The 19,256-nt window shown below is 70.8% G+C and carries 15 protein-coding genes and 2 pseudogenes; 5 read left to right on the top strand and 12 right to left on the bottom strand.

What is annotated here, in order from left to right; genetic code table 11:
• Window positions 1-143 precede the first annotated feature (143 nt).
• From JQN83_RS10635 to JQN83_RS10625, 3 genes are all read left to right on the top strand, one after another.
• A complete protein-coding gene (locus JQN83_RS10635) occupies window positions 144-1,184 on the top strand; it encodes a pyridoxal-phosphate dependent enzyme (protein ID WP_208566934.1) in 1,041 nt (346 codons plus the stop codon).
• Window positions 1,185-1,232: 48 nt separating this feature from the next.
• Window positions 1,233-2,378, top strand: a complete 1,146-nt coding sequence (locus JQN83_RS34090) for a cupin domain-containing protein (RefSeq protein WP_307799161.1) — start codon at window positions 1,233-1,235, stop codon at window positions 2,376-2,378.
• Between the two features lie 553 nt (window positions 2,379-2,931).
• On the top strand, window positions 2,932-4,728 hold the full coding sequence (locus JQN83_RS10625; RefSeq protein ID WP_307799160.1) for a helicase-associated domain-containing protein: 1,797 nt from the start codon (window positions 2,932-2,934) through the stop codon (window positions 4,726-4,728).
• A 56-nt stretch (window positions 4,729-4,784) separates the two neighbouring features.
• On the opposite strand, the pseudogene JQN83_RS10620 reads toward JQN83_RS10625, so the two are convergent.
• The 9 genes and pseudogenes from JQN83_RS10620 to JQN83_RS10580 all read right to left on the bottom strand — a co-directional run.
• Window positions 4,785-5,240 (bottom strand): annotated as a pseudogene (locus JQN83_RS10620) (TerD family protein); the annotation flags it as partial.
• Window positions 5,182-5,880, bottom strand: a complete 699-nt coding sequence (locus tag JQN83_RS10615; protein ID WP_208566933.1) for a response regulator — start codon at window positions 5,878-5,880, stop codon at window positions 5,182-5,184. The pseudogene JQN83_RS10620 and the gene JQN83_RS10615, both read right to left, overlap by 59 nt.
• Complete coding sequence (locus tag JQN83_RS10610) at window positions 5,877-8,429, bottom strand: DUF4118 domain-containing protein (protein ID WP_307799159.1); 2,553 nt, start codon at window positions 8,427-8,429, stop codon at window positions 5,877-5,879. Before JQN83_RS10610 ends, JQN83_RS10615 begins: the two co-directional genes overlap by 4 nt.
• A gap of 181 nt (window positions 8,430-8,610) precedes the next feature.
• Window positions 8,611-9,492 (bottom strand): potassium-transporting ATPase subunit C, encoded by an 882-nt coding sequence (locus JQN83_RS10605; protein ID WP_208566932.1) that lies wholly within the window; start codon window positions 9,490-9,492, stop codon window positions 8,611-8,613.
• 1 nt (window position 9,493) lies between these two features.
• Window positions 9,494-11,686, bottom strand: coding sequence for a potassium-transporting ATPase subunit KdpB (kdpB, locus tag JQN83_RS10600; RefSeq protein WP_208566931.1), 2,193 nt, complete (start codon window positions 11,684-11,686; stop codon window positions 9,494-9,496).
• Between the two features lie 20 nt (window positions 11,687-11,706).
• A complete protein-coding gene (gene kdpA, locus JQN83_RS10595; protein ID WP_208566930.1) occupies window positions 11,707-13,362 on the bottom strand; it encodes a potassium-transporting ATPase subunit KdpA in 1,656 nt (551 codons plus the stop codon).
• Window positions 13,362-13,451 (bottom strand): K(+)-transporting ATPase subunit F, encoded by a 90-nt coding sequence (gene kdpF, locus JQN83_RS10590; RefSeq protein ID WP_074475088.1) that lies wholly within the window; start codon window positions 13,449-13,451, stop codon window positions 13,362-13,364. The genes kdpA and kdpF overlap by 1 nt, the downstream gene beginning before the upstream one ends.
• Window positions 13,452-13,699: 248 nt before the next feature.
• Window positions 13,700-14,266 carry a plasmid pRiA4b ORF-3 family protein gene (locus JQN83_RS10585; RefSeq protein WP_208566929.1) on the bottom strand — a complete coding sequence of 189 codons (567 nt, stop codon included), beginning with the start codon at window positions 14,264-14,266 and terminating at the stop codon, window positions 13,700-13,702.
• A gap of 85 nt (window positions 14,267-14,351) precedes the next feature.
• Window positions 14,352-14,828, bottom strand: coding sequence for a hypothetical protein (locus JQN83_RS10580; RefSeq protein ID WP_208566928.1), 477 nt, complete (start codon window positions 14,826-14,828; stop codon window positions 14,352-14,354).
• Window positions 14,829-15,103: 275 nt separating this feature from the next.
• Between JQN83_RS10580 and JQN83_RS10575 the strand changes: the two genes are divergently transcribed.
• Window positions 15,104-15,640, top strand: a complete 537-nt coding sequence (locus JQN83_RS10575; RefSeq protein WP_208566927.1) for an APC family permease — start codon at window positions 15,104-15,106, stop codon at window positions 15,638-15,640.
• Window positions 15,562-17,019: an APC family permease gene (locus JQN83_RS10570; RefSeq protein ID WP_208566926.1), complete on the top strand. Its 1,458-nt coding sequence runs from the start codon at window positions 15,562-15,564 to the stop codon at window positions 17,017-17,019. The genes JQN83_RS10575 and JQN83_RS10570 overlap by 79 nt, the downstream gene beginning before the upstream one ends.
• Window positions 17,020-17,241: 222 nt before the next feature.
• On the opposite strand, the pseudogene JQN83_RS32955 reads toward JQN83_RS10570, so the two are convergent.
• The 3 genes and pseudogenes from JQN83_RS32955 to JQN83_RS10560 form a co-directional block, all read right to left on the bottom strand.
• Window positions 17,242-17,503 (bottom strand): annotated as a pseudogene (locus JQN83_RS32955) (amino acid transporter); the annotation flags it as partial.
• Window positions 17,504-17,818: 315 nt separating this feature from the next.
• Window positions 17,819-18,427 (bottom strand): tyrosine-type recombinase/integrase, encoded by a 609-nt coding sequence (locus JQN83_RS10565; protein WP_307799188.1) that lies wholly within the window; start codon window positions 18,425-18,427, stop codon window positions 17,819-17,821.
• A gap of 403 nt (window positions 18,428-18,830) precedes the next feature.
• Entirely contained in the window at window positions 18,831-19,112 is a 282-nt protein-coding gene (locus JQN83_RS10560; protein ID WP_208566925.1) for an AbrB/MazE/SpoVT family DNA-binding domain-containing protein, read from the bottom strand.
• Window positions 19,113-19,256: the final 144 nt, after the last annotated feature.

Genomic DNA, 19,256 nt, shown 5'->3' with positions numbered 1-19,256 from the left:
GAGTTCCCAACCCATCACATCGATCGTCGTGGAACTAATGCGGCCGCCGGCGCGACTTACCATCCGACGCGGACATGCGTCGACTTCAATGCGTTTGAAGTGTCTCCGCCGCCCACCGGCTTCAACCCCAGGGACGACCGCCGATGTCACTGCCGAACCCGCCCGACGTGCCAACGACCGTGCACAGCCACATCACCGACGCGATCCGGGCTCCCAGCCTGATCAGACTGTCGGACAACGTCGTGCTGCTGCGGTTCGAGACCTTGAAGATCTACGCCGCGCTCGGCGCCGTCCGGGCCCTGCTCGCCGACGGCACGATACGGCCCGGCGACACCCTCGTCGACAGCTCGAGCGGCATCTACGCACTGGCACTGGCGATGGTCTGCCACCGCTACGACCTACGGTGCCACATCATCGCCTCCACCACGGTCACACCTGCCATCCGGGCCCAGCTGGAGATCCTCGGTGCCACCGTCGACCAGATGCCGGCCGAGCACGATCTGCGACTCGACCAGAACCGGCGAGTCGAGCGGGTACGCCAGCTGCTGCGCGCCAATCCCGGCATGCACTGGATGCGCCAGTACCACGATCCGGTCCACTATCTTGGCTACGCCGAACTCGCCGACCTTGTGCGCGCCGCGCTGCCGGACACGCGTCTTGCCGTGGTCTCCAGCGTCGGCACCGGCGCGTCCAGTGGGGGGTTAATCCAGCCGCTGCGAGTACACGACCCGGCAACCCCGCTCGTCGGCATCCAACCGTTCGGCAGCGTGAGCTTCGGCGGCGAACGGTTCCAGGACCCCGAAGCCATCATCGCCGGCATCGGCAGCGCCATCCCGTTCGACAACGTCCGGCACGACCTCTATGACCAGATTCACTGGCTGACATTCCGATACGCCATGGCCGGCGCGATCGGCCTGATGCGCGACCATGCGGTCTTCGCAGGCCTGTCCACCGGCGCCGCCTACCTCGCGGCGGCCTGGACGGCACGTCGGGACCCCGGCCGCACCCACCTCGTCGTGGGGGCGGACACCGGGCATCGCTATGTCGAACGGGTCTTCGCCCGTTACCCCGATGCCCTGGACCCCGACACGCTCAAACCCATGGAGATCGATTCGCTCGACGGACTCGCGCCGCCCTGGTCGGTGATGCACTGGAGGCGCCAGCCGAGAGCTCAGCATTCCTGAACCGCATGGGTTTCTGCGCCGTCCCACCCCCGAACCGGCAGGTGTGTCGTGAGCCCCGCAGACGCAATCGTCACCGCCCACTCCGTCGCCGAACGGCTCCGCACCGACGTCGTCGCGCGGGAACACGCCAACCGGCCCCAGGCGCCGAGATCGCGCTGCTGCGCGCCAGCGGGCTGCTCGCCCTCGACCCCGACGACCACCCCACCTCCCACTCCGTCACCCGGATCGTGGCAGCCGCCGACGCGTCGATCGGTCACCTCCTCGGCTACCACTTACCTGTGCCTGTGGCGGGCCGCGCTCTACGACAACGCCGCGCTGGCGGTCTCGCTCCGCCGCGACGCCGCCACCGGCCGGGTGCTCGTCGCCGCCGTCAGCAACCCCCGCGACACCATCACGGCCACCGGCCGCGGCGACACGCTCTCCGTGTCCGGCCACGGCGTGTTCGCCACCGGCTGCGCCGTCGCGGACCGCCTCCTCGTCAGCGCCACCCGCGCCGACCGCACGGCACACCTGGTCGTCGTCACGAACCCGGCAGGTGGCGGGGTCTCGCACCCCGCAGACTGGGACAACCTGGGCCAGCGCCGGACGGCGAGCGGGAGCATAGCCTTCCACGACGTCCGGGTCGGCCGGGACGACATACTGGGCACGTTCCCGTCCGATGAAGCCGGGCCCGACCCCCGCCAGCTACGCCTGTCGCTGGTGTCGCTGGCCTTCCAGGCGGTTCTCACGCAGGTGCTGGTCGGCATCGCCGACGGCGCGATCAACGAGGCCGCCGGGTACACCCGCGAACGGTCACGCCCCTGGCCCACCAGCGGGCTCGACCAGGCCGTCGACGACCCGTACGTCCTCGTCGGCTACGGGGACCTGGCCGCAACACTGCACGCGGCCCGTCTCCTGGCCGATCAGGCGACCCACGCGCTCACCGAGGCCGACGCCCGTGGCCCGGCCCTCACCCCGACCGAACGCGGCCGGGCGGCGATGCCGGCCCAGCGGGTCCATCCGGGGTACGACTGGTTCCTGGTACTCGATGGCAGGGTGCTGCTGTGGCTCGGTGAGCGGCAGATCGAGGTCGAGAAGGGCGAGGCAGCCGAGTTCTCGACGATGACACCACACTCGATGACAGCCCTCGACGAACCCGCCGAGCTGATCATGATCTTCGACCGCGAGGGGCAACGCGCGCATCTGCACCAGTGAGCGTGGACCGGACAACCTGCCGTCTCCTCACCTCCCGGGTCAGGCGTTGAGCACGTTCCACCTCGGTACGCCAACCGTGGCCGTGACGGGCAGGGGCTTCCCCGGCGCACAGTGCCCGACTCGGGCGAGGTCGAGCCACCCGGCCTCGCGGCCGGCAACTCCCGATCGACGCAAGCGCCAAGAGCTGCCCTACGAATCGCGGGCAGGTGGCTGGTCAGGGTTCCGGCGTACGCGGCCAGCAGATCCGTCGCCCGCTCGACGTGTTCCCGCAGCGCCTGTTCGCGCCGGATACGGCAGCGGCATCCGCCGGTTCGGCGAGCCGTGCGGCGACGAGCGCATCGTCGAGGGCCCCAGCCGTCGTTCGGATGGTGTCGACAGCCAGCGGCGGTGATCGCCGCCGCGAGCGCGTCTGCGTGCGGCTGACGGCCGCCACACCAGGCAGCCGCCTGCTCGCGCGCTAGCCGAGCGGTGTCCTTGCCTGGCGGGTCACGTCACGCGGACACGGCTCGTGCGGTTGGATCTGGTGGATCGCCCTAGTCCCGGGAGTGCAGTCGTGAGTCCGTTTGATCAGCTTGCTGGCCTTGACCTGCCGACCCTTCAGGTGTTGGAGGCAGCGCTGGCGCTGGGTGGCCTGGTCACCGAGGCGGAGGTGTCAGCGTTGGTCGGCTCCGACGCGACGCCCTACCTGCAGCGCGCCGCAGGTGCAGGGCTCGTCACGCGGCGGCGGGGCCGGCTCACGGTGAACGGCGTCGTGCGGGAGGTCTTCTCCCGGCCACTGGGTGTCGGCCCGGCCGCTGGTCAGCTCGCCGCCGCATTGAGCGTCGATGACCTGAAGGTGGTGGCACGCAACCTGGGGCTGCCCACCAAGGGCCGTAAGGCGGGCCTGCTGGCGGCGGTGGAAGAGTTCTTCCTCGACATGGACAACGTGCACGCTCTGGTCAAGCGGATGCCGGCCACGACGCGGGCGGCGGTGGAGGAGGCTGACCGCGACGGTGGACAGGTCCGTCGCTACGGCGCTAGCGGTATCGCACACCGGATTCGGTTCACGGACCGCTACCGGCGGGTGCATCCGCTGGACTGGGCCGAGGAGCACGGGCTGGTCTACCGCGTGACCTGGGAGGACTATCAGCTGGCGGGTCAGGTCGCACTCGCCGTGCGAGAAGCCGGCTACCGGGCCCCGTTCCAGCCACAGGAGCCGCCGGTCGTCTGGCACACGCCGGAACCTGCGTCAGTGCGCCGCGACGCACAGGCCCAGGGCATCGCCGTGGTCGGCCTGTTGTCGGCGCTGTTGGACGGGGCCGGACGTGAGCCCCTCGCCACGGTCAAGGCTGGCGGCGTGGGCGTACGCGAGTTGGCCCGGACGGCGAAGACGCTGGGCGTGACGGTTCCCGTCGTCCGGCTGCTCCTGGCGGTGGCCCACGAGGCCAGGCTGGCCGACCTCGATGAACGTGTGGTCCCGACGGCCGCGTACGACCGCTGGCTCAGGCTCGGCCTGGATCAACGACTCGCGGTGATGCTGCAGGCGTGGCGCGACCTGGACTATCTGCCGTCGGCACAGACCGGGCCGTGGGTTACGGAGCACCACCAGAGCTGGTCGACCCACGCCCGGATGGCAGTGCTGCGGGCGTGGGGCGACCGGGCGACGGCGGACTTCGAGCACGCGACGCAGTGGATATGGTGGTGGCAGCCGCTGGCCTTCGGCGGCACCACGACCGTGCGTGGCCTGCTGGACGAGGCCGCGACGTTGGGGGTTCTCGGCGCGGGGGCCGTGAGCCCGGCCGGGCAGGCGCTGCTGGCCGGCACGGACATCGCCAAGGCGGTCGGCGACCTGGGTGAGATCGCCCGGACGGCCCGGCTGCAGGCGGACCTGACCGCGGTCGTGGCGGGAACACCGAGCCCGGATGTGGCTGAACTCCTCGGTGCGACCGCCGCCGTCGAGTCCCGGGGCACCGCTACGACCTGGCGCTTCAGCCCGGCGACGGTACGCGGCGCGTACGACGCGGGCTGGACCGAACAGCGTCTGCTCAGGGCCCTGAGGAAGATCGCCAACGGCGGGCTGCCACAACCACTGGTCTACCTGCTCGCCGACGTCGCCCGCCGGCACGGGTCGGTACGGGTCACGCCCGTGGCCAGCACGCTGGTCAGCGACGACACCGCGCTACTGGCCCAGATCTGCGCCGACAAGAGGCTGAACAAGCTCAGCCTGCGTCTACTCGCCCCGACCGTGCTCGCCAGCCGAGCCACCACGGCCGACACGATGGCCGCCCTACGCAAGGCCGGCTACGCGCCCCGACAGCAGGACGCCGACGGCCACAACGTCATCGAGAAGACCCGCCGCCATCGCGCCTGACGGGCTGGAGAGCACCGGGCCTCGACCGTCACAGCTTATTGAGGGATCAACTCGTTGAGTCGACCCTGGCCGCGCAGGTGCGACCGCGCCCGCACCGTCCGCGCATCGAACGGCGCACCGCCCTGGTCCCGCGCCCGGGTCTGGTACCCGAACATCGACTCGGCAACCTCGTCGAACGACTCCCCGGCGTAGATGTTGACCTGCGGAACCACGTACCGTCCGCCGACGGTCAGCGGGACGTCGATGAACTCGGTCGCGCCGCCGCGCGCATCGGTGACGTCGCCGGAGTGCACCACGCCGTCGTGCCGGTAGTTCGTCCAGGACACCTGACCGGAACTGTGGAAGTCCTCGTCGAGCAGCAGCAGCGGCAGGTCGTAGTCGGTGCGGCGGCTGGTCTGACGCCAGTAGGTGAAGAAGCGCAGCACCGCACCATGTCGCCCTTGACCCGGCTGGTCAGGGCCGGAATCGGTAGCCCATGCCCGGTTCGGTGATGAGATGCCGGGGACGGGCGGGGTCGTCTTCGAGCTTGCGCCGCAGCTGCGCCATGTACTGCCGCAGATAGTTGGTCTCGTGCTGGTACTCCGGGCCCCAGACGTCGTGCAGCAGCTGGCGCTGGCTGATCAGCTTGCCGGGGTGGCGCAGCAGCTTGTCGAGCATGGCCCACTGGATGCGGGTGAGCCGCACCTCGGCGCCGTCGTCGCGGGTGACGGTCCGGTCGACCAGGTTGACGGTGTGCCGACCCACCCGGGGAGCAGCCGTCGCCGAGGGCGAGGCGGCATCGGCCGGTGTCGCCGCGAGGCGGCGGGTGACCGCGCGGATCCGGGCCAGGAGTTCGTCCACGCCGAAGGGCTTGGTGACGTAGTCGTCGGCTCCGGCGTCGAGGGCGGCGACCTTGTCCGCGCTGCCGGCCCGGCCGGAGAGCACGATGATCGGCATGGTGGTCCATCCACGCAGCCCGCGGATGACGTCGACACCGTCGATGTCGGGTAGACCCAGATCAAGCACTACCAGGTCCGGCTGATGGCTGACAGCAGCCCTGAGAGCCGCCGTACCGGTCTCGGCGGTCTCGATGTCGTAGCCGCGGGCGCGCAGGTTGATCCGCAGGGCGCGCAGGATCTGCGGCTCGTCATCGACGACGAGGATGCGGGTCATTCCTGCGGCCCTTCAATGCTGGTCGGCGCGGCGGCGGGCAGCCGCAGCACCATGGTCAGCCCGCCGCCGGGGGTGGTCTCGGGGGTGATGCTGCCGCCCATCGCCTCGGCCAGCCCCCGGGACAGGGCGAGGCCGAGGCCGACGCCGGTGGTGTTGTCGCGGTCGCCGAGGCGTTGGAACGGTAGGAACACGTGCTCCCACTGGTCCTCGGGGATGCCGGGGCCGGTGTCGATGACCCGCAGCTCCACCTGCCCGGCGTGGGCGCTGGCGGTGAGCGTGGGCGGATGTCCGGCCGGGCTGTGCCGCAGCGCGTTGGCGACGATGTTGACCAGCACCCGTTCCAGTAGCCCCGGGTCGGCCAGTGCGGCCGGCAGGTCGGCCGGGATGTCGGTCGTCACGTCGGCCGCCGCCGGGCCGAGTTCGTCCAGCGCCCGTGGGACCGCATCCTCCAGCCCTATCCCGGTGGCGCTGACGCCCAGTACGCCGGCCTGGAGGCGGCTCATGTCGAGCAGGTTCTCCACGAGCCGGCCGAGCCGGTCCAGCGACTCGTCGGCGGTGGCGAGCAACTCGTCTCGGTCCTCGGCGTCGAACTCGACGTCGGGGCTGCGCAGGCTGCTCACCGCGGCCTTCGCCGATGCCAACGGGGTGCGCAGGTCGTGGCTGACCGCGGCGAGCAGCGCGGTCCGCATGCGGTCGGCCTCGGCCAGTGGACGGGCGGTGGCTGCTTCCTCGGCGAGCCGTTCCTGACGCAGCGCGACGGCGGCCTGCGCGGCGAATGCCTCGACGACCCGGCGGTCGGCGGCCTCCAACCGGCGGCCGGACAGCACGACGGTGAGCTGGTCGTCGACCGGTACCGCCGTCTCCCCCGCGCCGGGGCTGCTGGCCGGGGCCTGACCGACACTGGCCACGATCCGCCAGGCGCCTGCCTCGCGGGCCCGACCGGGCCGTCCCTCGGCCTCGGCGGTCAGTTCCAGGACGCTGACCGCGCGCAGCGCGAAGGTCTCCCGGAGCCGGTCCAGCAGGGCGGGAAGCGGTCGTTGCCCGCGCAGCACCCCGCCGGCCACGGTGGCGAGGGTCTGGGCGTCGGCGGAGGCTCGCGCGGCCTCCCGGGTCCGGCGGGCCGCCACGTCGACCACCCAGCTCACCGCGAGGGCGACGCCGACGAAGATGCCGAGCGCGAGGAGATTGTCCGCCTGGGCGATGGTCAGGGTGTAGTAGGGCGGGGTGAAGAACCAGTTCAGCAGCAGGGAGCCGACGAGCGCGGCGACGAGCGCCGGCCACAGCCCGCCGACCAGCGCGACCCCGACGACCCCGGCGAGGAAGAGCAGGATGTCGTTGGTCAGGGTGAGGTCCGGCAGTACCCACAGCAGCAGGGTGAGCAGCGGCATGCCCAACCCGGCCAGCGCGAAGCCGAGCAGCCGGCGCCGACGCGAGAGCGCCGCCGGGACGCCGGTCGTCCGCCGGCCCCGACCCGCCTGCGGGTGGGTGACCAGGTGCACGTCGATGGCGCCGGACAGGGCGGTGGTGGTGACCCCGACTCCCCGGGAGAGCATCTGGGCCAGTCGGCCCCGGCGGCTGGCGCCGAGGACGAGTTGGGTGGCGTTGACCCCTTGGGCGAAGTCCAGCAACGCGTGCGGGACGTCGGTGCCGAGGACCTGGTGGTAGGTGCCGCCGAGGCTCTCCACCAGGACGCGCTGTCGGGCGAGTTGGGCCGGGTCCGCCCCGGCGAGCCCGTCGCTGCGGGCGACGTGCACGGCGAGCAGGTCGGCGCCCTTGCTGCGGGCGGCGATCCGGGCGGCCCGCCGGACCAGCGTCTCTCCTTCGGGGCCCCCGGTGAGCGCGACGACCACCCGTTCCCGGGCCTCCCAGGTGTCGGAGATACCCTGCTGGGCCCGGTAGGCGTCGAGCTGGTCGTCGACCTTGTCGGCCAGCCACAGCAGGGCCAGCTCGCGCAGCGCGGTGAGGTTGCCGACCCGGAAGTAGTTGCCCAGCGCGGCGTCGATCTTGTCGGGGCGGTAGATGTTGCCGTGCGCCATCCGCCGGCGCAGTGCCTCCGGGGTCATGTCGACCAGCTCGACCTGGCCGGCCACGCGGACCACCTGGTCCGGCACGGTCTCGCGCTGGGTGGTGCCGGTGATCTGCGCGACGACGTCGTTGATCGACTCCAGGTGCTGGACGTTGACCGTGGTCAGCACGCTGATGCCGGCGTCGAGCAGTTCCTGGACATCCTGCCAGCGTTTCTCGTGTCGGGAGCCGGGGACGTTGGTGTGGGCCAGTTCGTCGACCACCGCCACCTCGGGTCGGCGGGCCAGCAGCGCGTCGAGATCCATCTCGGTGAAGTCGACGCCCCGGTAGGTCATCGACCGGCGAGGCACCTGCTCCAAGTCGCCGATCATCGCGGCGGTGTGCTTGCGGCCGTGGGTCTCGACGAAGCCGATCACCACGTCCGTGCCGCGTTCGGCCCGGCGTTGGGCCTCCTCCAACATGGCGTAGGTCTTGCCGACGCCAGGGGCGGCCCCCAGGTAGATGCGAAGCTCTCCTCGTGACACGTGGAAGATCCTCTCTGGTGGGAACCACTCGGGAAGCGCGATTGGGAAACGCCTGGTCCGTGGGGTTGACCGGCGGGGTCGAAGATCGCAGGGATGGCACGGGGCCGACGCCTCGGCCGGTGAGTTGTGGGCCGGGTCGGGCAGGGCCGACCCGAGGGCCGGCCCTGCCCGACGTCGTCCGTCAGCGGGCGGGGAACCGCTCGTCGAGGGCGAGGTTGAGTTCCAGAACGTTCACGCCGGGTTCACCCATGAAACCCAGCGACCGGCCGGTGGTGTGCTTTTCCACCAGAGCCCGGACCGCTGCAGGGTCCGCGCCGCGCTCCCGCGCGACCCGGGCCACCTGGATCCGCGCGTATGCCGGGGAGATGTGCGGGTCGAGGCCGCTGCCACTGGCGGTGACCGCGTCGGACGGGACGGCCGGTTCGGCCGGGGCGTCGCCCCGGACCGGGACGATCAGCCCGCCGGCGGCGACGTAGTCCTCGCCCGGCCTGGCCAGCTCGACCGGCACGCCCTGCCACGAGCTGACGAACGGGGTGGCCGGGGCGGCCTGGTTGACGCTGACCACCCGGGTGACCGTGCCGGTGAGGCCGTCGGCGCGGAACACGGCCAGCACCGCGCCGACCCCGTCAGTGGTGCAGTACGGGCGTCGCCCGTCCACCCCGTCGAGTTCGCCGACAGCTTTGGATCGGGCGCAGACCTGGGTGAGCAGGCTCTCGGAGGCTGCCTCCGGGTCGGTGGAGAGGGTGTCGACGACGCTTTCCGGGCCGAGGTTGCTGGCCGAGGTGGAGGTGGGGTCGTAGCCGTCGCCTGCGGCGGAGGGGCGGGACTGGAAGTAGCGCGGGACGGGGTTGCCGTCGGCGTCGGTGAAGGACTGGCCGATCAGCGAGCTGCCGACGGTTGTGCCGCCCTCGGTGATCAGGGAGCCGTCCGCCTTGCCGGACAGACCGGGCAGTTGCCCGGCGATGACCAGTGCGAGCGGATAGGCCAGCCCGAGCACGACGGTGAAGACCAGCAGCGCGCGCAGCGCGGCGAGGTGTTGGGTCAGCCAGGTGGGAAGTCGCATGTCAGATCCCCGGGACGAACTGGATGAGCAGGTCGATGAGTTTGATGCCGACGAACGGCACGATGATGCCGCCGAGGCCGTAGACCAGCAGGTTGCGGCTGAGCAACGTCGACGCGCTGGCCGGGCGGTAGCGCACGCCGCGCAGGGCCAGCGGGATGAGCGCGACGATGACGATCGCGTTGAAGATGACCGCCGAGAGGATCGCCGATTCCGGGCTGGACAGTCGCATGATGTTCAGCGTGTCCAGGCTCGGGTAGATGCCGGCGAACATGGCTGGGATGATCGCGAAGTACTTGGCGATGTCGTTGGCGATGCTGAAGGTGGTCAACGCGCCCCGGGTGATCAGCAACTGCTTGCCGATCTCCACGATCTCGATCAGCTTGGTCGGGTCGGAGTCCAGGTCGACCATGTTGCCGGCCTCCTTCGCCGCCGACGTGCCGGTGTTCATCGCGACCCCGACGTCCGCCTGCGCGAGGGCGGGGGCGTCGTTGGTGCCGTCCCCGGTCATCGCGACCAGCCGACCGCCCTCCTGTTCCTTGCGGATCAGGGCGAGCTTGTCCTCCGGGGTGGCCTCGGCGAGGAAGTCGTCCACGCCGGCCTCGTCGGCGATCGCCTGCGCGGTACGCGGGTTGTCCCCGGTGATCATCACGGTTCGGATGCCCATCCGGCGCATCTCGGCGAACCGCTCCCGCATGCCGGCCTTGACCACGTCCTTGAGGTGGATCACGCCGAGGGCGCGGGCCGGCTCACCCTCGATGTGCTCGGCGACGACCAGCGGGGTGCCGCCGGTGCCGCTGATCGTGTCCACGATCTCCCCGACGTGGGCGGTGGGATGCCCGCCGTTGTCGCGTACCCACTTCATCACCGCCGCGGCGGCGCCCTTGCGGACCTGGCGCGCCGGTCCGTCCCCGGCGCCGGGAGCGAGGTCGACGCCGCTCATCCGGGTCTGGGCGGTGAACGGCACGAACGTCGCGTGCGGCATCAGCCCCGGCTCCCGCTCGCGCAGCCCGAACTCGTTCTTCGCCAGGACGACCACCGATCGCCCCTCGGGGGTCTCGTCGGCGAGGCTGGACAGTTGCGCGGCGTCGGCGACCGTCGCGGCGGTCACCCCCTCGACGGGTACGAACTCGGCGGCCTGCCGGTTGCCCAGGGTGATCGTGCCGGTCTTGTCGAGCAGTAGCGTGTTGACGTCCCCGGCCGCTTCGACGGCCCGGCCGCTCATCGCCAGGACGTTGCGCTGCACGAGGCGGTCCATGCCGGCGATGCCGATGGCCGACAGCAGGGCGCCGATGGTGGTGGGGATCAGGCAGACCAGCAGGGAGACCAGCACCACGCCGGTGACGCCGGCGTCGGTGATCGCCCCGGAGTCCGGCGCGGCGGCCTGGTAGCCCTTCGAGTAGATGGCAAGGGGCTGGAGGGTGACCACGGCCAGCAGGAAGATGACCGTGAGCGCGGCGAGCAGGATGTTCAGTGCGATCTCGTTCGGCGTCTTCTGCCGGTTCGCGCCCTCGACCAGGGCGATCATCCGGTCGATGAAGCTCTCCCCCGGCTTCTGGGTGATCTTCACGATGATCCGGTCGGAGAGGACGCGGGTGCCGCCGGTGACGGCGCTGCGGTCGCCGCCGGACTCCCGGATGACGGGGGCGGACTCACCGGTGATGGCCGACTCGTCGACGCTGGCGATGCCCTCGACGATGTCCCCGTCACCGGGGATGATGCCGCCGGCCTCGACCAGGACGACGTCGCCCTGCTTCAACTCGGGGGCCGGGACGGCCTGCTCCCGGTAGCGGTCGGCTGCGGCGCCGGGTGTCCAGCCCACCAGGCGGGTGGCGATGGTGTCCTTCTTGGCCTGGCGCAGGGTGGCGGCCTGGGCCTTGCCGCGCCCCTCGGCGACCGCCTCGGCGAGGTTCGCGAAGAGCACGGTGAGCCACAGCCAGATCGTGATCGCCCAGGCGAACACCGACGGGTCGGTCACCGCGAGGACGGTGGTGAAGGCCGCGCCGATCTCGACGATCAGCATCACCGGGTTGCGCCACAGGGTGCGCGGGTCGAGCTTGCGCAGGGCGTCCGGCAGGGAGCGGAACAGTTGCTTCGGGTCGAGCAGGCCGCCGCCGGCCCGGTTGCCCCGGGTGGCCGGGGTGCCGGCGGTCCCCGCGTCGGCGGTGCCGTGCGGCGCCGGCGTGGACGTGGTCATGTCCTTCTCTCTCATGGTGGTCACAGCCCCTCAGCCAGCGGGCCGAGCGCGAGGGCGGGCAGGAAGGTCAGCGCGACCAGGATCACCGTGACGCCGACGACCATCCCGACGAAGAGCGGTCGGTGGGTCGGCAGGGTGCCCTCGGAGGCGGGGGTGGGTTGCTGGCGGGCCAGCGAGCCGGCCAGGGCGAGCACGAAGATGATCGGCAGGAAGCGACCCAGAAGCATGCAGAGGCCGAGCGCGGTGTTCCACCACGGCGTGCTCACCGTGATGCCGGCGAACGCGGAGCCGTTGTTGTTGCTGGCCGAGGTGAACGCGTACAGCACCTCGGAGAGCCCGTGTGGGCCGACGTTGAGCGCGGTGGAGTTGTTGCCGGTGGCGAAGGCCGCCGCCGTGCCGGTCAGCACCAGCGCCGGGGTGACCAGGAAATACAGTGAGGCGAGCTTGATCTCCCGGGAGCCGATCTTCTTGCCCAGGTACTCCGGGGTGCGCCCGACCATCAGCCCGGCGACGAAGACGGTGATCACCGCCAGGATCAACAGTCCGTAGAGGCCAGCGCCGACACCACCGGGGGCGACCTCGCCGAGCATCATGTTGCCGAGCAACATCCCGCCGCCGAGCGGGGTGAACGAGTCGTGGAACGAGTTGACCGCGCCGGTCGAGGTGAGCGTGGTGGCGGCGGCGAAGGTAGCCGAGTTCGACACGTCGAACCGGACCTCCTTGCCTTCGAGGGCCGCACCGACGGCCTGAGGGACGGTGCCGTGCCCACTCAACTCGAAGACGTTGGTCAGGGTGATGCTGGCGAGCGCGAGGATCGCCATGACGGCAGCGATGGCGTAGCCCTGCCGGTTCTGGCCGACCATCCGGCCGAAGACCCGGGGCAGGCTGAACGGGATCAACAGGATCAGGAAGATCTCGATCCAGTTGGTCCAGGTGGTGGGGTTCTCGAACGGGTGGGCGCTGTTGACGTTGTAGAAGCCGCCCCCGTTGGTGCCGAGTTCCTTGATCACCTCCTGGCTGGCCACCGGCCCGCCGGTGATCGTCTGGGTGCCGCCGGTCAGCGTGGTCACGTCGGTGCCGCCGGACAGGTTCTGCACCACGCCGCCGAACATCAGCGCCAGGGCCCCCAACACCGCGATCGGCAGCAGTATCCGCAGCACGATGCGGGTCAGGTCGACCCAGAAGTTGCCCAGCTCGCCGGTACGGCTGCGGGCGAAGCCACGGACCAGGGCCACCGCCACGGCGATGCCCACCGCGGCCGAGACGAAGTTCTGCACCGCCAACCCGGCCATCTGCACCAGATGGCCCATGGTCGACTCACCGGAGTACCACTGCCAGTTCGTGTTGGTCACGAACGACACCGCGGTGTTCCACGCCCCGTGCGGGACCACCGGGTCGAAACCCAGCGACAGCCACAGTTTGTCCTGCACCCGCTGCAACAGGTAGAGGAACAGGATCGAGATCGCGGAGAACGCCAGGACGCTGCGGGCGTACACGCCCCACGACTGCTCGGCGGCCGGGTTGACCCCGACCAGGCGGTACATGCCCCGCTCCATGCGGGACTGCTCGGTGCCCGACACCACCCGGAACATGTAGTCGCCGAACGGCTTGTAGACCGCGACGAGGGCCGCGACCAGGGACAGGACGAAGACGACGCCCGCTGTTGTCATGGTCATCAGAACCGCTCCGGGAACAACAGGGCGACCACCAGGAACACGGCCAGGCCGATCGCCAGCACCAAGCCGACGGCGTTGACGGCGCTCACAGCCTCTCCACACCCCTCACCACGAGGGCGAGCGCTGCGAACAGCCCCACCGTCAACACCACGAACAGCACGTCAGACACGGCTGACTCCTCTAACCGGCAATGGGTTCGTCGCGACCGCCATCCGGCCGCGCCGGGCAATCAAAGCGCCTCGGGCCTCCGACGAACAGGGTCGTTAACGCAACCATCACGCCGCCCGGGCGATTCTTGACGCTCTTTTAACGCGGGACGCTGATCAGGTGAAACGGGTCACCGGGGGCGCGGGACGGTATCGCCGGCTGCGCGGGGCGGCCACCCACAGCCCTGGGCACCCCAGGAGGGCAGGATCGGCGGCAGGTCCGACAGCAGCGTCGACGAGCCGCGTGGCGCTGCGGCGCTGATCGGGTCGTCGGCCTGGTGACGCCCGTACTGATCGGGCAGATCTCCCCACCCCCGGTCGGGCCGGGGCGGCTGCGACGGCTGCGGCATCTCGGCGGGGGCGTCGCAGCGGCCGACGGTGCACAGGTGCGTCCAGTCCTCGCCCAGGTCGAACACGTACGCGAACGCCGTGCCGACCGTCAGCGTGTCCAGTCGGCTGGAGCGGCCGTCGCGGGTGCCGGGAAACGCCGGCCCGTCCCCCCAGGCCGACCAGCTCACATCGATGTCGTCGGGCAGGACGAACATGCGCAGGTGCGCGAGGTCCCAGCGGCCGAAGGCGACATCGATCGCCTCAGCCAACTGGGCGAAGGTGTGCCGGCGGTGGGCCGTGAACACGCGGCCGGGGCGCGGCCACCAGTCCCGGCCACGCCCGGTCACCAGTTCCACGCAGATGGACAAGGACCCATCCGAGGTGGCGGCGTGCGGCGGTGCAGGACTGGACAGGCCGCCGCAGCCCGTCGTGTCCGGGGCGGTGGCCGAGCGGTCACGCCCCACGAGAGTCACCGAGCGGGGCATCCGGCGGCGAGACCACCGGGGCGGGTCCGCACGTGAACGGCCGGCACTCCGCCCCCCGGTCAGGCTCTCCGCCGGGCGGCCCCGGGATGGAGCGCAAGAGTCGGTAGCCGCTTCCGAGCACGCCGGCGAAGCCGATCACCACGGCGTAGGACCAGGCGTCGGCGGTGGCGGTCAGGTCGCCGAACTGGTTGGCCAGGAATCCGACGTACGTGGCCATCCCGAGCCCGGTGACGGCGGCCACCGCGCGCAGGTCGGCCACCACCGACGCGAAGACACCGGCCGCGACGGTCATGACGAGCATCCGCCCCGGTGGCTCCGAGGGCGGGAACACCGCCGCCGCCAGCAGGGCCGCAGCGACCATCACCGCCCAACCTGCCGCGACACTGACACCGGTCGGTGTCGGTTGTCGGCCGGCCGGGGCCGACGGATCCGGATCGACAGTCATCACGCGCCTCCTGCGACGGCGAGGGCCCGCACCTCGATCCCTCGTCGCCATATCACCCCCGGCGACTGGCCACCGTCGACGGTTTTCACGCACCCGCTACGACCACGGCACGATTTTTGACGCGGCCGTAACGGCGCCCGCTCTGCCGCATGGACCGACCCGGTTTCGGCTGATCCGGCCGCGGCGTGAAGACGGCGTAGAAATCGGTCAGCATGCCGTGAAGAACGCGTAGTCGACCCCGCTGGTCGGGCTACCAGCGGCGCATCCTGGGCCTCATGCTCGACGCTTCGATCTCGGTCGCCGCTGGCACCGACGACATCGCCACAACGGGCACCGATCCGCGGCGTCGCCCCGCCTCGCGTTGGCGCGCACGCCGCTCCGGCCGCGCCGTCCCCGGCCGTGACCGCTTGTCGGTGCTCGGCGGGCTGGCCGCCCTGTCGCTGGACGCCATGGCATCGGTCTCCTACGGGCCCGAGGCGATCGTGCTGGTCCTCGCCGCCGCCGGAGGCGTCGGGCTCGGCTTCACGCTGCCGGTCACCCTGGCGATCACCGGACTGCTCGCGGTGCTCGTCTTCTCCTACCGGCAGGTGATCGCCGCGTTCCCCGACGGCGGCGGCGCGTACGCGGTGGCCAAGCGGCACCTGTCCCGGCGCACCAGCCTGGTCGCAGCGGCCTCGCTGGTCGTGGACTACGTGCTCAACGTGGCCGTCTCCGTCGCCGCCGGCGTGGCGGCGTGGCCTCCGCGTTCCCCGCGCTGCTGCCATACACGGTGCAGCTGTGCCTGGTCGTCCTCGCGGCGATCACCCTGGTGAACCTTCGTGGCATCGCCACCAGCGCCCGGGTGTTCATCCTCCCCACCGCCGTGTTCGTCGGCGCCATCCTCACGGTGATCATCGCCGGGCTGCTGCGGGACACCCCGACCGCCGTCGCCGAGGCGCCACCGGCGGCCGGCCCGCTGCAGGCGGTCGGGGCGCTGCTGCTGCTCAAGGCATTCGCCAACGGCTGCGCCGCGCTGACCGGCGTCGAGGCCGTCGCCAACGCCGTGCCGTCGTTCCGGGAACCGGCCGTACGCCGGGCGCAGCGCGCCGAGGTCGCCCTCGGCGCGCTGCTCGGGATCATGCTGATCGGCCTGGCCACCCTGATCGGTCGCCTGCAGATCCGCCCGGTCGAAGGCGTCACCGTGCTGGCCCAGCTCACCGACGCCGCACTCGGGCACGGGGTCGCCTTCTACGTCGTACAGCTCGCCACCATGGTGCTGCTGGCGCTGGCGGCCAACACCTCCTTCGGCGGGCTGCCGGTGCTGGCGAAACTGCTCGCGCAGGACAACTACCTGCCACACGTCTTCGCGTTGCGCGCCCGCCGCCAGGTCTACCGCTACGGCGTGCTGGTGCTCTCGGCCGTCTCCGCCGTCCTCCTCGTCGCCGCCAACGGGCAGATGAACACCCTCGTCCCGCTCTTCGCCATCGGCGTGTTCGTCGGCTTCACCATCGCCCAGTACGGCATGGTCCGGCACTGGCTGATCGAACGCGGGCCCGGCTGGCGGTGGAAAATAACCCTCAACGGCTTCGGCACCATGCTGACCTTCGCCGCCGCCATCGTCACCACCGCGAGCAAGCTCGCCGAGGGCGCCTGGCTCATCGCCGTCGCGCTGCCCCTGCTGGTGGTCGCGTTCGAACGGGTACACCGCGCCTACCAGCGCTTCGGCACCACCCTGCAGCTCGGACGAACCCCAGCGCCTCCGCATCCAGGCCCGTCGGTCGTGGTCGTGCCGGTGGGGGGTGTCTCCGAGCTGACCCGTCAGGCCCTGGACGCCGCCCTGTCCCTCGGCGACGAGATCACCGCCGTGCACATCACCCACGTCGACGAACCCGCCGCCGCTGATCGCATCCGCGCCGAATGGGACACCTGGCACCCCGGCGTGCCCCTGACCGTCATCGAATCCACCGACCGGGACCTCGGCCGGCCCTTCGCCGAACACCTGCGCCGGCACTACCCCGGACGGCACGTCTTCGTGATCATCCCCGAGATGGAACCCGCCCGACGGTGGGAACGGATCCTGCGCAACAACCGGGGCGTGGTGCTCGAACACGCCGTACGCCGGCACACCGACGCCATCGTCTGCCGGATGCGCTTCCCGGTGCCCGTCGCGGCCCCCACGCACGGCGAGCCGGACCCGGAAGTCCTGCCGTGAACCGCCGGTCAGGCCGAGGCCCACAGCCGGACCGGGCGCGTCCCGCCAGCCCCGTCCGCCAGCCCTCACATCGGGCCGTCCGACGTCGGCGGACGCGTGCCGGACCCTGCAGGTCGGCCACGGCCGGATGAACCCTGGCCGGGCGATCCTGGGGCGCCCGGCCCGCGCGAGCCGACCACCCACCACGCCCACCCACGTCAGCTTCCCGTCCGGCCGAGGGCGTCAACCGCCCACGTGGATACCGGGGCGGCGGGCCGGATCCGGTTCGACCTTACGAATGATCTCCCGCACCACCGGCGGCGTGCCACCCTGGCCGAGAAGCAGATAGCGCAGCAGATGCGCGATCGGGTTGCCCTCGGACCACCCCGAAATGCGCGTGCGGGCGCAGGCCGGTGGCATCGCGCAGCGCCAGTAGGATCGCCGCGATGGCGCTCGGCGCGGCCCGGCTCCGCACCCGCAGCACCCGGCATCCGTCCACCTCGACGAATGTGAGACAGGGCCGTTCGTTTTACAGTCCCCTCTGGCAGCGGCGCGCCCCACCCCGATCACACAACCAAGATCACCAACAGCATCCCGAATGTGAGACAGAGCCGAATGTGAGACAGAGTCGAAAACACCACACTCCCCCGTTCGGGCCGGTCGCCGTAGCAGCCGGTGCACGTGGCGGGCCCGCTCGTGACGGTGTGGTGTTTCACCAGCCGTCCCGGTCGGTCTCCGCTGCTGCCTGGGCGCGGACGTGGCCACGGTAACCGCAGCATCGGTGGGACCCAGCCTCGTAGGACCAGGTCCCACCCGACGTCTAGCTCAGAGGATGTGGCTCGTTGGTAAGCGCCGACAGGGCGGCGGCGATCTCCTGCAACGTCGCTCGCACATAAGTGGCTGTGGTACCGGCATCACCACCGCCTTCCGAATGACCGGCGTAGGCGCGTGCGATGGCGTAGCCGAAGTTCCGTTCCACCCAGGTCAAGGTGGTGTGACGCAGCCAGTGAGTGCTGATCTGCTGCACGTACACCCACGGCAGGTGCTCGCCGATGCGTACCCACAGATGGTCATACCGCCGATACGTGAGGGGCTGACCGTTGCGGTATCGCAGCAGCGACCCCGTCTCCGTCGCACCCCGCTCCTCCGCATGCCGCTGTAGATACCTCATCAGCGTGGGAGAAACCGGCTGCCAACGCATCGAGTCTCCCTTCTCCCGAAGTAGAATCGAACACTGCTCCGGATCCAGGTCAGCCGGGCGAAGCGCCAGCGCCCCGCCGCGCCGGCACGCCGTCTCGGTATGCAACCGCAAGAGCAGGGTGTCGAGCGCCGGATCGTCGCCTGCGCTGCCCGCGACCTCGTTGATCTCGGCCAGCCGGGCGTCCGCCACCGCCCGCCGTGTGCTCGGCAACCGTCGCGGCTTCGCCACCTTCAACGCGGGATTGTCCGACGCCGCGATAAAGCCGTCAGCGACCGCCCTCTTGTAGAAACCGCAGGGCGGCAATCAGATGCTCCGCCGCGCTGCGACCGCCACGGGCATTCCGCCGAGCCACCACATGCGTCTTGACGTACTCCGCCAACTGCTCGATCTCCGAGGGTGTGGGCTCGTCCAGCCTCCGCGCCCCCAGTGCTCCACCACCCGCTTCCAATAGGAGCCGTAGGCACGCCGCGTACCCACCGTGACCGCAGCAGCCGCCACCACCGGAACATACTCGGCGAACGTCGGCGACACAGGACGAGCCACCGCAGCGTCCAACAGATCAGCAGGCCAGGTGCCCACCCGAGCGAGCAGCAGCCGCGCCGCGTCCAACTCAGCACGATTCGCCGCAGCGTCACTCACGTCCGCCCCCGAAAACCGCATCGTGAGCCTGGGTGATCAACTCGTCGAGCTTCGCCGGCGGGTGAACTACCAGCCCTCCGCTGGCGGGTTCAGCCACGATGAATACGCGGTCACCGGCAGCGAGGCCGCACCACTGGCGAACCACCGCCGGCAGCCGGACATGCCCTTCCTTGGCCACCTTGAAGACGCCTTGCGGATCTGCGGATACCACAATCAACCCGTGGCGCTCTCTGCTGCCCAATCGCAGTCCGGACACCCACTGGAGCACCTTCATCGCCGACCGATCAGCGATCCGGCCGTGCGCATTCAGCGTGACCAGCCCGTAGACAGCCAGGCGACTGCGAGTGGCGGCGAGGGTTGGAAGCGGTAACGGAGGTCGCCTCATCGCTGCGGCAGGAGAACCAGGAGCACCACGTGC

The organism is Micromonospora antibiotica (assembly GCF_017599305.1).
Taxonomy (GTDB): Bacteria; Actinomycetota; Actinomycetes; order Mycobacteriales; family Micromonosporaceae; genus Micromonospora; species Micromonospora antibiotica.
Note: the sequence above shows the minus strand (reverse complement) of the source record. Positions and strands in the feature narration are given on the sequence as shown.

Bases quoted from the DNA above. Each gene is read 5' to 3' on its own strand.
- JQN83_RS10635 (WP_208566934.1), top strand. From the start codon at position 144: ATGTCACTGCCGAACCCGCCCGACGTGCCAACGACCGTGCACAGCCAC.
- JQN83_RS10615 (WP_208566933.1), bottom strand. From the start codon at position 5,880: ATGACCCGCATCCTCGTCGTCGATGACGAGCCGCAGATCCTGCGCGCC.
- JQN83_RS10605 (WP_208566932.1), bottom strand. From the start codon at position 9,492: ATGCGACTTCCCACCTGGCTGACCCAACACCTCGCCGCGCTGCGCGCG.
- kdpB (WP_208566931.1), bottom strand. From the start codon at position 11,686: ATGACCACGTCCACGCCGGCGCCGCACGGCACCGCCGACGCGGGGACC.
- kdpA (WP_208566930.1), bottom strand. From the start codon at position 13,362: ATGACCATGACAACAGCGGGCGTCGTCTTCGTCCTGTCCCTGGTCGCG.
- JQN83_RS10580 (WP_208566928.1), bottom strand. From the start codon at position 14,828: ATGACTGTCGATCCGGATCCGTCGGCCCCGGCCGGCCGACAACCGACA.
- JQN83_RS10575 (WP_208566927.1), top strand. From the start codon at position 15,104: ATGCTCGACGCTTCGATCTCGGTCGCCGCTGGCACCGACGACATCGCC.
- JQN83_RS10560 (WP_208566925.1), bottom strand. From the start codon at position 19,112: ATGAAGGTGCTCCAGTGGGTGTCCGGACTGCGATTGGGCAGCAGAGAG.